Below are 12096 nucleotides of genomic sequence, written 5' to 3'. Positions count from 1 at the left end.
GCCATGATGGAGACCCTTCTCATCGTCGATGACGACGTGTCGCTCCTCGAGACGTTGAAGATGCACTTCGAGGAAATCGAGCACGACGGCCAGCCGCGCTACCAGGTGGCCACCGCCACCAGCGCCGCCGCGGGACTGCGCGCCGCGCAGGACTCCATGCCCAGCGTGGTCATCCTCGACATGATGCTGCCGGACCGCACGGGCCTGGAGATCATCGAGGAGATGAAGGGGCTGTGCGGCGACGCGCGCATCATCCTCGTCACCGCCTACCACGACATGGAGACCACCATCCGGGCGATGAAGGCGGGGGCCTTCGACTACATCCACAAGCCCTTCCCGGACCCGGCCGCGTTGGACCTCGTCGTCGAGCGCGCCCTGGAGTACCGCCAGCTGTCGCGCCGCGCGGACGAGGTGAACCGCGAGAACGCCGCGGTGCGCCTGGGCGACATCGTCGGCACCAGCCCCTCCATGCAGCAGCTGGTGAAGGAGATTGGCAAGGTGACGGGCAGCCACGCCACCGTGCTGATTACGGGCGAGAGCGGCACCGGCAAGGAGCTCATCGCCCGCGTCATCCACAACTACTCGTACGACGAGCCCCGGCCCTTCATCGGCATCAACTGCTCCGCCATCGTCGACACGCTGCTGGAGAGCGAGCTGTTCGGCCACGAGAAGGGCGCCTTCACCGGCGCGACGGCGGGCAAGCCCGGCAAGTTCGAGCTGGCCGAGGACGGCACCGTCTTCCTCGACGAGATTGGCGACATGTCGATGATGCTCCAGGCCAAGCTCCTGCGCGTGCTCCAGGAGCGCGAGTTCGAGCGCGTGGGCGGCGTCAAGCGCATCAAGCTGCGCGCCCGCGTCATCGCCGCCACCCACCGCAACCTCACCGAGGAGGTGGAGCACGTCCGCTTTCGCGAGGACCTCTACCAGCGCCTCAAGGTGATTACGCTCCTGATTCCCCCGCTGCGCGAGCGGCGCGAGGACATCCCACCGCTCGTCAAGCACCTGCTCGAGCGCATCAACGAGAAGGTGCACAAGCGCGTCACCCGCGTGCCCATCGAAATCATGGAGCGCCTGACGCGCCTGCCCTGGCGGGGCAACGTGCGCGAACTGGAGAACGTCCTCACCCGCGCCGTGGTGCTCGCGCCGGGCGATGTGTTGCGCGGGGATGACTTGCCCACGCTGGACATCCCGCCCTCCCCGGAGTCGGGCCGCGTCGCCAACAACACCATCATGTTCACCGCCCCCGCGGTGGATGACGCCAGCCTCATCCCCACGCTCGACGAGGCCGAGCGGCTGCTGATCGCCCGTGCCATGGCCGTCACAAAGGGGCACAAGGGTCGCACCTGCCAGATTCTTGGAATCAGTCGCCCCACCCTCGAGCGCAAACTGCAGAAGTACAATCTTTCACAGGGACAGAACCCTTTAGGGCACGGGTTCACCGTGAAGGATGACCCGTGAACATTGTCCGGGCCGTAACAAAGGGCTCCCCCCTTTGAACGTTTCGTTCAACATGATCAGACTGTTTGAACGTTCTGTTTCAGGTTTTGGACACAGACAGGTGGGTGCTACGGGCCTCTAGCGCTAAGTACCCGGCATTCCTGGATGTGTTCCTTCCGGAGCACTTCATTCCCGAGTGGCACGTTCCTTGGAAAAGGTAAGTCCCGTTGCCGCTGAAGCAGGCGGCCCGCCCTACCCCCGATTGCTTTCCACGGAGTGAATGCCATGCACGGTTTCAATCGCCCCCTCGGCCCTATCGGTTCCAACGTCGTGGCGCCGCTCCAGGCAACCAGCTCCGGGATGATGGTCACCGCGAACAAGCTCGTTCCGGGGCAGGAGGCGATCGACTTCAAGGGCTACTTCAAGGTCGAGTCCTTCCCGCACAACTCGACCATCTACCGCCCTGGCGACAGCACGGACCGCGTCTATCTGCTCAAGTCCGGCCGCGTGCGCCTGATGCGCATCGGGAAGAACGGCACCCGCTCGGTGGTGTCCATCCTCCGCCCCGGTGACTTGTTCGGCGAGCTGTTCCGCCCCGAGGGGACGCCGATTGAAGAGATGGCCATCGCCGCGGGCGAGGCCGAGGTGTGGAGCATCGAGGGCCGCGACTTCCGCGCGCAGCTCGAGGCCCGGCCGGCGCTGGCGGTGGACGTGGTGCGCGCCTACGCCGAGCGCGTGCGTGCCCTGCGCAAGCGCGTGCTGGGGCTGACCTTCAAGGAAGTGCCCGCGCGGCTGGCGGACACCCTGCTGACGCTGGTGGAGGCGCACGGTGAGCGCTGCCCCCACGGCGGTGAGACGGACCTGCGCGGAATCACGCAGCAGGACCTGGCGGACCTGGTGGGCGCGTCGCGCTCGTTCGTGTCCACGCTCATCAACGAGATGAAGCGCGAGGGCGTGCTCGGCAATGTCGGCCGCATCCTCTGCGTGAGAGATCAGAAGGCGCTGCGGAAGATTGCCTCCAAGGAGAAGTGAGCACGACAGTCCCCCGCGCGAGGCGTGGGAGACCTGACGTCAACGACGGGCCTGACCACGGGAAGTCCTCGTGGCCGGGCCCGCGTCGTTTTCAGGCCCGAGCCTTCAGCTCATCGACCTCGGCGCGCAGCAGCCAGTCGTCCTGGAAGTCCGTCGCGGCGGCGGCGATCTGCGCCAGTCGCTCCGGCTTCGCCTGCCCCGAGTCGCGCAGCACGCGGACCTCCCGGTAGAGCGCCCCGAGCGACGGGTGCAAAGCCAGCGCCTTGCGCTCCCGCGCCTTCGACTCGCCGTCGCCTTCCGCGAAGGCCTCCAGCTCACCGAACCACCGGTCCCACGTCGCCGGGTCCGCCGGTCCACCCGCCACCGAGGGCAGGTGCGTGGTGACGAAGAGCTTCGTCACCGCGGGAACGTCCAGCGCGCGGCCCGCGAGCCGAGCCCGCAGCGCGAGCACCTCGCCTCCGCCCGCCGCGAAGCCCTCCAACTCCAGTCCGCTGGCCAGCGACAACTTGAACGTTCCGCGCTCAGGGAGGCTGCCCGCACCGAAGGCCACCAGCGCCGGACCGTTCCATGGACGACTTCCATCCCCCTTGCCACCGCGCGAGGTGACGACCGGACCCTCCATCCGCACCAGCGCCGTGGCGAGCCCCGGGGCGACTTCCGCGGGCGCCGCCACCATGTCCAGCACCCGGCCTGTCACCTCACGGCCATCCGCCAGCACCAGGTGATTCACCGTGCGCGCCTGACGGGCCACCTCCAGCCCGAAGTCGCCGCCGCGCTTCCACGCCAGCGTGGACTCGAACTCGGACAGCACCTCGAACAGGTGCTCGAAGTCCCGCGCCACGAAGAGCTGCGGCTGCATCCGGGTGATATCAAAGTCCGTGTCCGCGCACGCCACGCCGAGCGGCACCTTCCGCACGGCCGGCGTCAGACATTGTGCCGCCTCGCCGATGCTCGACAGCAGCCCCGCGCCGTAGATGCGCGGCGACTCCATGCTCCCGACGAGGCCGTACTCCGCCGTCCACCAGTACAGCCGCGTCGCCCGCGTGCTCTCACTCACGTACCGACGACTGGCGCTCGCCGCCTCCAGCCGCGCCTCCGAGTGAGCGACCTCCTCCGCGCTCGCGTCCGGGTCCTCCTTCACCACCGACAGGTTGCGGATGGCGTCGAAGACAGCCTGGTCCTCCGCGCTCGCGATGGACTTGAAGCCCACCAGGCCGCACGCCTTCAGGTACTCCGAGTACCGCCGGTTGGCGATGATGGGCGCGTGCCCCGCGCTCTCATGGACGATGTCCGGCGCGGGCGTGTACTCGATGTGCTCGTGCGTGCGGATGTCCGAGGCGATGGCGAGCACACCCATGGACTGGAGCTCCGTGAAGACGGCCGGCGGAATGAAGCCGCGCACGCCCACGCACGCCCAGCCAAGCCGCGACAGCCGCTCGTTCATCTCGTCCAGGCTGGGGATGGACTCCAGGTTGATGCCCGTCGCCGCCAGCCCCTCCAGATAGACGGAGTGCGCGCGCTGCGAGAGATGCCCGCGAAGCTTGCCCAGGATGTGGCGCCAGACCGCGTGGTCTCTCGGCGTATACGCGTCGTAGTCCTGGCTCACCACGTAGCGACGCAGATGCGGCGGCAGGCGCGATATCGTCAGTTCCGTTGGCGTCATATCCGGGCACTCCTGGTGAAAACTTTTAACCAGGAGAGGATACAGACGGACTCAGCTACGGAAAACCGGCAGAATCCGACGTCTTCGTCGATTTATCGACGAGGACTCACACGCGTTGACGCAGTCCGTCCAAGACGGTGGAGGCGCCCGGGCTGAGCGAGCCGGAGGGCCAGAGGGCCACGACTTCCACGGCCTGGGGCTCGTCCTCCTTCAAGGGCCAGGCGTGGATGTCGGGGGGAAACGGGTGCATGGGGCGCAGGTCTGGCGTAATCGCGCAGGCTCGGAAGGCGCGCAGCAACTCGTAGAGCAGCAGGAAGCTCTCCACGCGGGCCACCTCCGCCACCTTGACGCCATGCGCCGTGAAGCGCGCGCTGTTGGCGCCGCCGTAGGGGTCGTCTCGCAGCCAGTCCACGAAGGGCTGTCCGTCCAGGTCCTTCACATGAAGCGCCCGTCGGGACGAGGCCGCGCTCGCCAGGGCGCAGTCCGGGCCGGCGAGCACGACGAAGGACATGCGCAGCAGGGACTCCGACTCCACGCCCTCGTGCGGCGGCAGCGGGGTGAAGTCCAACGCCAGGTCCAGCTGGCGCGTCTGCACCTGGCGCGTCAGCTCATGCGGTCCACCGAAGCTGAGCACCAGCTTGAGGCCGGTGGCCGCCGCGTCGCGCGCGACCTTGCCCAGCAGGGAGAGGGACAAGGTGGGGTTGAGGCCCAGGCGTACCACGGGCTCCGCGCTGGCCAGGTCTCTCAGTCGCTTCATGTCGAGCTGGTGCAGGGGCGTCTGCGTGCCGGCGAAGAGGCGCTCTCCCCGGGCGGTGAGCTGGAGGCGCCGGCCGGGGCCGCGCTCCAGCAGCGTGGCGCCTTCGGCGAGCGCCATCTCCAGCGCGCGGATGTGCTCGCTCACCACGGAGCGCGCCACGCCCAGGTGCTCCGCGGCGGCTTCGATGCTGCCCGCTTCCACTGCCGCGGTGAAGGACTCCAGCCAGACGAGGTGTCGCACGAGCTTGCGTGGCGGCATGCACCCCATCCTGGCACCGGCGAGCCGCCGGACACGAGACCTGTGAAAAGACCCACCCAATGACTCGCGTGACCCGCGTCGCACCGGCGTGCCTCCACTGCGAGGAGGCGGCCGGGCGGTCCTGTCTTCCTTGAACATCCGCGTGCGGCGGGCTAGCAGGGGGCGCGATGTCTCGGATGCCTCCCGCCACCGTCACTCCCGCAGGGAGGCTCCGCCAGCGGTTGGCTGGGGCCCTGCCGCTGCTGGGCCCCGCGCTGCTCTGGTGCACGCTGCACGGGCTGCTCGCGCTGCTCTTCTTCGGTGCCCCCTTGCTCGATTCCGTGGGGCGGCTGGCCAGCAGCTTGCGGCCCGTGCTGCTGGTGGGCGGCGTCATCCAGGCGCTGTTCCTGGGACTGCTCACCTTCGTGGCCACCCTGCCCCTGGTGTTGCTCGGGCGGCGCTATGTGCTGGCCCTGCCCATCGTCGTGGCGCTGGGCGTGGCGATGCTCGGTGTGGACTCGCTGGTGCTTTCATCGCTGGGCTTCCACATCAACGGCCTGGTGCTCGCGGTGGCCCTGCAGCCGCGCGCGCTCGCGGAGACGGGGCTCGCGACACATGAGCTGGCGCTCCTGGGCGCGGCGACGCTGGGCGTGCTCGCGCTGGATGCCTGGGCGGGCGTCCACTTCCTGCGGCGAATCCCGCGTCCGCGCCACCTGGGGCGGCTCATCGCCATCCTCGTCGTCGTCACCGCGGCGGAGCGACTGACGAGCGCCTGGCTCGTCTTCGCGCATGGAGGCGCCGTGCTGCACGCGGCCACCACCCTGCCCCTGCAGCCGCCCGTGCGGATGAACACGCTGCTCACGCGGCTGACGGGCCGCCCGCCCGCGTCGGGGCTGCGGCTGGGCGTGAGCCCCGAGGCCGGCGCCCCCGCGTCGACCATCGACCCCGCGTCGGTGCGCTTCACGCGCCGGCCCGACATCGTCCTCATCCTGGTGGAGAGCCTGCGCGACGACTTCTTCCGCGCGGACGTCATGCCCCACCTCTGGCGCAGGGCGGAGCACGGCACGCGCTTCCTGCACCACCACAGCGCGGCCAGCTCCACGGACTACTCCCTCTTCAGCCTCTTCTTCGGGCTGGAGGCGCAGCGCCGCGACGCGGTGGTGGGCGCGGGGCGCGCGCCGCTGCTCTTCCCGGCGCTCCGGGAGAATGGCTACCGTCAGTCCTTCTTCGCCGCGTCCTCGGTGGACTGGATGGGCCTGAAGGACACTGTCTTCCGCGACGTGCAGGGCGGCCTGCGCACGGACTACGAGGGGCGCAGCCATCTGCGGGACACCGACATGGTGAAGGACGCGCTGGATACGGCGCGCACCACGCCCAAGGACACGCCGCTGTTCACCTTCGTGTTCTTCGCGGGCACGCACTTCGACTACGACTACCCGCCGCGCTCGGCGGTGTTCACCCCTGCCTGGGACGGCAAGGGGGGCCTGGCCACCGCGCGCGTCCCCGCCGAGCACCTCAAGGCCCGCGCCTGGAACTCCGCCTATGAGGTGGACACCAAGGTGGAGGAGCTCCTGAGCCAGTGGGAGGCCGTGCGTGGCACGCGCCCCCTGATCATCTTCACCGGAGACCACGGCGAGGAGTTCCGCGAGCACGGCCGCGTCGGCCACGCCAGCGACGTCACCGAGCTGCAGCTCCACGTCCCCATGCTCGTGTTCGACGAGCAGCTCCCGCCCGGTCAGGTTGACGCCGTCACCGGCCACATCGACCTGGTGCCCACCCTGTTCGACTTGCTGGGTGACACCCACTCACCGGAGCAACTGGGTGACGGGATTCCGATGAGCCGTCCGGACCCTCGGCGCTACCTGCTCACCACCATCGGCTGGGAGCCGCGCTACGCGCTCATCGGCCGTGACTTGAAGGTGCGCTTCGGGGCGGGGCTTCCCGGCACGGAGCTCAGCGACTTGTGGGACCGCCCGCTGCCAGACGCGCAGGAGCGCTTCGCGGCCGAGGCCCCTCGCATCCTCCGTCGGCTCCGGGGCGGTGGCGCGCAGGGTGAGGCCGAGCCTCGCTCCAGCCCCGCGACGGCGACCGAGCCTCCGCGCTGAACGCCGTCCTTGGGGCCGCTCAGAAGCGGACCCGCGCCCCGAGCGCGAGCGTGAACAGGCCCGTCTTCACGGTGCTCGGGTTCTGGAGGAACTGGACGATGCGGTAGTCGGTGGCCACCAGCTCGTAGTAGCCCTCCAGGTGCCGCAGGCCCAGCGACGGCACGGACCGGCCCGCGCTCCCGCCCAGCAGCAGCGCGGGCCTCAGCGCCGTCTTGAACCAGTAGTAGCCGGAGACGTAGCGGTCCGGCAGCGTCAGGTAGTAGTCGTCGCCAAAGGTGTAGCTGAAGGCCGCGCCCACGGTGAACGGACGGAAGCTCCACTCGCGATGGGTGACGAGGAACGGGTGCCACTGGCCCTTGAGCGTGAGGGTGACGAAGTCCGCGCCCGCCACCGCCTTGGGCGCCCAGCCCACGAGCACCTCCAGCTCCAGTTGCTCGTCCAGGAAGGCCCACCCCGGCCCCGCCGCCAGCATTCCAATCGAGCCAGCGAACTGGAGCGCCGCGTGGTCCGGCACGTACCACGGCGCTCCCGCTTGCCGGGGTGACTCCGCTCGCACGGAGCGCCCCGCGAGCAACATCGACGCCAGCAGTCCTCCCACGAGCCAGGTGCGCGCCATCAGAAGAAGACCTGCTCGACGTCCACCGAGTCGCCCTCGACGGTGACCACCAGGTAGCTGTGGATTTCGAGCGAGTCGGTGGTGAAGTAACGGACGCCCCGCCGCACGTCGGTGCTGAAGCGGTGGGTGTGGCCATGAAAGGAGACGGAGACCCCGTGCTCCGCCTGGAGCTGCTCCAGCGGCTCCGTCAGCGACGCATCGAAGTCCTGGTGACCGGGCGGCACATGCGAGAACGTGAACAGATGCCCGCCCGCGGGCACCTCCCCGAGCGCCGAGCGCAGCTGCTCCAGGTCCGGCACGTCGCCCGGGAACCCGTACTCACGGGAGTTGGAGTCGAAGAGGACGAACCGGCTCCCTGCGTACTCGAAGCTCAGGAACGTCGGGCCGAAGTGGCGGTGGTAGAGCGCCCGCCCCGTTCCGAGCAGGTCATGGTTGCCGATGACGGCCAGCGCGGGCACCGCCGCGTCCTCGAGCAGGCCCGCCACCCAGTCGTACTCCTGCGCCGAGCTGAACTCCGTCAGGTCCCCCATCTGCACGACGAAGTCGACGCCCCGCCGCGAGATGGCCTTCACCGCGTCGACAGAGTCGTCCTGGTAGACGCCGATGTCCCCGAGCACCGCGAAGCGGAACGCCCCGCCACTGACGTTGCGCTCGAGCCGCTCGAGCGCCCGCGCATTCGTGTCGCGGACGCCCCCTCGGACTTCATAGGGGTGCAGCTCGAAGACGTCGCAGCTGGAGCAGAGCACCAGCAGCCATGGGACCCAAGACCTCACCGTCGTCCCAGGTAACGACGGGCCGCCACCTCTTCAACCCTGAGGGCAAGGTCGCCACGGTGGATGAAACATCCACTCATGGAGATCATCACGTGCCCGACAGTCACCCCGCTCGCGGGCGCATGGACTCACTCAGGCCGCGAGGGCCTTCGCGCCGTCCCAGTCCTCCACTTCGTAGAGGAACTTCGAGCCCTTCACGAGCTTGCGGTTGGCGGAGGTGCTCTGCACGAACACGACGTACTTCTCCAGGCTGGCGGGCCGGATGCGCACCGTCTCTCCCGGCGGCAGCCCGAGCATCTCCCGCGCACGGTCTCCGCTGTAGAAGTCGCCCGTCTTGCGGTCCATCAGCACCACTTCCTTGTGGCCCTGGATGGTCTCCGTCTTGGTGAACTCGTAGAAGCCTCGCCCCGTCTTGAAGCTCAGCCCGTTCTCCTGGACGAAGGCCTTGATGGGCATGTCGTCGTCCACTTCCAGCGACTGGAACCGACCGGGCGACACGGCGCGCAGGTCCGTCTCTCCGTAGAGCGACTCCGTCTTGCGCTGGAGCATGGTGCTGAACATGGCGTTCAGCCCGCGGCTCATCCGCCCCTCCTTCGCCACCTCCGTCTCGTAGGCCTGGAGCCGCTCGTCGGACGACTGCTTGTAACAGACGGCCAGCAGCATGTCGGTGACGTGCGCGAACTGGTCCAGGCTCAGGTGGAAGCCCCCCGACTTCTCCGCCAGCTCCTTGTAGAACGGCGTCGCGTGACGCCGCGCCAGCGCCTGCACGCCGTACACCGGGACGCCCATCCTACCCAGCGCGTCCACTTCCTTGCGCCAGTCCAGGCGCTTCGGGTTGTCCGACGGCGCATGGGGCACGTCATCGCCAATCAGCACGAACGCCCGCTTGTAGCCCGTGGTCCACGACAGGGATTGCGCTTCGCGCAGCACCAGCTCGTAACACTCCGGCGCGTCACCGCCCCCCGTCTGCCCCACCTTGTCCACGAACCGCACCACGGCCTTCGCATCGTCCGTGAGGTCCAGGATCTTGGTGACGTACGTCGAGCCCGCGTCGCAGTAGTCGCCGTGCGCGATGACGCCGATGCGGATGCCGGGAATCTCCTTCATCAACCGGGACACGGTGACGTGCAGCTTCTTTCGCACCTGCGCGAGACACGGATACATGCTGCCGGTGGTGTCGAAGCTGAAGACAATCTCAACGCGATTATCAATGACTGACGCGGACATTTCTCGCTCCCCTCGTGTGCTGCGATGGGATGAAGAATACGTGGAGGGTCTGACATTTCCGGGCCTCCGGACGGGCCTACGCGTGGGGTGGTTTCGGGGGGCGAAGAGAGCCCCTCCCGACAGGGGGCCGGGATGACCTTGCGGGCCTGCCGGGGGCGTGCTGAATAGCCTCGCCACAGCCCCAGACCGGGGCGCGGGGAGGACCTTGGTGGAGATCCAGAAGCCCTACCTGTTGTTCCTGGGGGATGTACCCGACCAGCTCGCGGCGAAGACGGCGCACGGCATCGTCGACTGGCGCCCCGACTGGTGCGTGGGCCAGCTCCGGCTCCCCGGCTGTCAGGCGGACTGTGGCCTGGCGGACCTGGACATCGCCCAGGCGAAGGCGAAGGGGGCCCGGACGCTCATCGTCGGCGTGGCCAACGCGGGAGGCGTGCTCCCGGAGCACTGGGTGAGCAAGCTGGTGGAGGCCCTGGACGCGGGGATGGACGTGGCCACGGGCCTGCACAAGCGGCTGGCCTCCTTCCCCGCCATCGCCGAGGCCGCCGCTCGCAATGGCCGCCAGCTGCACGACGTGCGCATCCCCGACATGGACTTCGCCACGGGCAAGGGCACGAAGCGGCAGGGCCTGCGGCTCTTGACGGTGGGCACGGACTGCTCGGTGGGAAAGAAGTACACGGTGCTCGCGCTGGAGAAGGAGATGCGCGCCCGGGGCCTCAAGGCGGACTTCCGCGCCACGGGCCAGACGGGCATCTTCATCTCCGGCCGGGGCGTGGCCATCGACGCGGTGGTGTCCGACTTCGTCGCGGGCGCGGCGGAGTGGCTGTCACCCGCCCATGACGCGGACCATTGGGACCTGGTGGAAGGCCAGGGCTCGCTGTTCCATCCCTCGTTCGCGGGCGTGACGCTCGGCTTGCTGCACGGCGCGCAGCCCGACGCCTTCATCGTCTGCCACGAGCCCACGCGCACGAAGATGCGCGGCGTCCAGCACGCCCTGCCCTCCATCCAGGCCGTCATCGACCGCACGGTGCTGGAAGGACAGCTCACCAACCCCGCCATCCAGTGCACCGGGCTCGCCATCAACACCGAGCACATGCAGGAGCAGGACGCCCTGGCGCTGCTGGAGCGGACCGGGCGCGAGTACGGCCTGCCCTGTGTCGACCCCATCCGCACCGGAGTCGGCCCGCTGGTCGACGAGCTGGCGCGTCGCTACCCCGCGAAGGGCTGACCCGAGCATGCGCAAGCTCACCATCAGGCACGAGAGCTGGCCCATCGCGGGCAGCTTCACCATCTCCCGGGGCTCGAAGACGACGGCCGAGGTGGTGGTCGTCACGCTGGAAGAAGACGGCGCCGTGGGCCGTGGCGAGTGCGTCCCCTATGGGCGCTATGGGGAGACGGTGGACGGCGTGCTTCGCGCGCTGGAAATCGCCCGGCCGAGCATCGAGGGCGGCGTGGGCCGCGACGGTGTCCCCGAGGTGCTGGAGCCCCGGGCCGCGCGCAACGCGCTGGACTGCGCGCTGTGGGACCTGGAGGCGAAGAAGAGCGGCAAGCCCATCTGGGAGCTGCTCGGCATGTCGGAGCCCCAGCCGCTCGTCACCGCGTACACGCTGAGCCTGGACACCGCCGAGGCCATGGGCCGCGCCGCCGAGAAGTCCGCGCACCGGCCCCTGCTGAAGGTGAAGCTGGGACGCGGAGGTGACGGCGACATCGAGCGCCTGCGCGCCATCCGCCTCGGAGCGCCCGAAAGTCGTCTCATCGTGGACGCCAACGAAGGGTGGACGCCGGAGGAGCTTCCGACGTTGCTCGCCGCCTGCGCCGAGCTGGGCGTGGTGATGGTGGAGCAGCCGCTGCCCGCGTCCGACGACGAGGGCCTGCGGGGACTGCGACGTCCCGTGCCCGTCTGCGCCGACGAGTCCGCGCATGACCGGCACGGGCTCGCCACCCTCGTCGGCAAGTACGACGCCGTGAACATCAAGCTCGACAAGACGGGAGGGCTCACCGAGGCCCTGGCCCTGGCGAGCGAGGCGCGCGGACACGGACTCCAGCTCATGGTGGGCTGCATGGTGGCGACCTCGCTGTCCATGGCTCCCGCCGTCCTGGTGGCGCAAGGCGCCGAGGTGGTGGACCTGGACGGCCCGCTGCTGCTCGCGAAGGACCGCGAGCCGGGCATCCGCTTCGAGGGCAACACCCTGTTCTGGCCGCCCCGGGCGCTGTGGGGCTGAGCCGGTAGCGCATCGGCCTCCGCCCGCCGA

Annotated in this window: 10 protein-coding genes; 5 read left to right on the top strand and 5 right to left on the bottom strand. The window is 69.2% G+C overall.

All coding sequences use genetic code 11. The features are described from left to right. The first annotated feature begins 6 nt into the window (after positions 1-6). Both ACN469_RS32285 and mrpC read left to right on the top strand, forming a co-directional pair. Positions 7-1458: a sigma-54-dependent transcriptional regulator gene (locus ACN469_RS32285; protein ID WP_498774231.1), complete on the top strand. Its 1452-nt coding sequence runs from the start codon at positions 7-9 to the stop codon at positions 1456-1458. 264 nt (positions 1459-1722) lie between these two features. Next, the gene (mrpC, locus tag ACN469_RS32280; protein ID WP_163861913.1) at positions 1723-2469 is read left to right on the top strand and encodes a Crp/Fnr family transcriptional regulator MrpC; all 747 of its coding nucleotides are present in this window, start codon (positions 1723-1725) and stop codon (positions 2467-2469) included. Positions 2470-2560: 91 nt separating this feature from the next. On the opposite strand, the gene ACN469_RS32275 is transcribed toward mrpC, so the two are convergent. Then, positions 2561-4132 (bottom strand): aromatic amino acid hydroxylase, encoded by a 1572-nt coding sequence (locus ACN469_RS32275; RefSeq protein ID WP_498774192.1) that lies wholly within the window; start codon positions 4130-4132, stop codon positions 2561-2563. Positions 4133-4238: 106 nt separating this feature from the next. After that, positions 4239-5147 (bottom strand): LysR family transcriptional regulator, encoded by a 909-nt coding sequence (locus tag ACN469_RS32270; protein WP_498774190.1) that lies wholly within the window; start codon positions 5145-5147, stop codon positions 4239-4241. A gap of 167 nt (positions 5148-5314) precedes the next feature. On the opposite strand from ACN469_RS32270, the gene ACN469_RS32265 reads away from it, so the two are divergent. Further along, positions 5315-7231 (top strand): sulfatase-like hydrolase/transferase, encoded by a 1917-nt coding sequence (locus tag ACN469_RS32265; protein WP_498774188.1) that lies wholly within the window; start codon positions 5315-5317, stop codon positions 7229-7231. A gap of 19 nt (positions 7232-7250) precedes the next feature. Here ACN469_RS32265 and ACN469_RS32260 read toward each other — a convergent pair whose 3' ends face one another. From ACN469_RS32260 to ACN469_RS32250, 3 genes are all read right to left on the bottom strand, one after another. Then, a complete protein-coding gene (locus ACN469_RS32260) occupies positions 7251-7847 on the bottom strand; it encodes a hypothetical protein (protein ID WP_498774186.1) in 597 nt (198 codons plus the stop codon). Continuing rightward, entirely contained in the window at positions 7847-8620 is a 774-nt protein-coding gene (locus ACN469_RS32255; RefSeq protein ID WP_498774185.1) for a metallophosphoesterase family protein, read from the bottom strand. The genes ACN469_RS32260 and ACN469_RS32255 overlap by 1 nt, the downstream gene beginning before the upstream one ends. Before the next feature lie 132 nt (positions 8621-8752). Continuing rightward, complete coding sequence (locus ACN469_RS32250) at positions 8753-9847, bottom strand: vWA domain-containing protein (RefSeq protein ID WP_498774183.1); 1095 nt, start codon at positions 9845-9847, stop codon at positions 8753-8755. 208 nt (positions 9848-10055) lie between these two features. Here ACN469_RS32250 and dgcN point away from each other — a divergent pair, with 208 nt between their 5' ends. After that, complete coding sequence (dgcN, locus tag ACN469_RS32245; protein WP_498774181.1) at positions 10056-11072, top strand: N-acetyltransferase DgcN; 1017 nt, start codon at positions 10056-10058, stop codon at positions 11070-11072. 7 nt (positions 11073-11079) lie between these two features. Continuing rightward, positions 11080-12066 carry an N-acetyl-D-Glu racemase DgcA gene (gene dgcA, locus ACN469_RS32240; RefSeq protein ID WP_498774179.1) on the top strand — a complete coding sequence of 329 codons (987 nt, stop codon included), beginning with the start codon at positions 11080-11082 and terminating at the stop codon, positions 12064-12066. The last annotated feature ends 30 nt before the right edge of the window (positions 12067-12096 follow it).

Source organism: Corallococcus terminator (genome assembly GCF_049194865.1).
Classification (GTDB): domain Bacteria; phylum Myxococcota; class Myxococcia; order Myxococcales; family Myxococcaceae; genus Myxococcus; species Myxococcus terminator_A.
The sequence above is the reverse complement of the archived record's forward strand: the minus strand, read 5'-3'. Positions and strand labels throughout refer to the sequence as shown.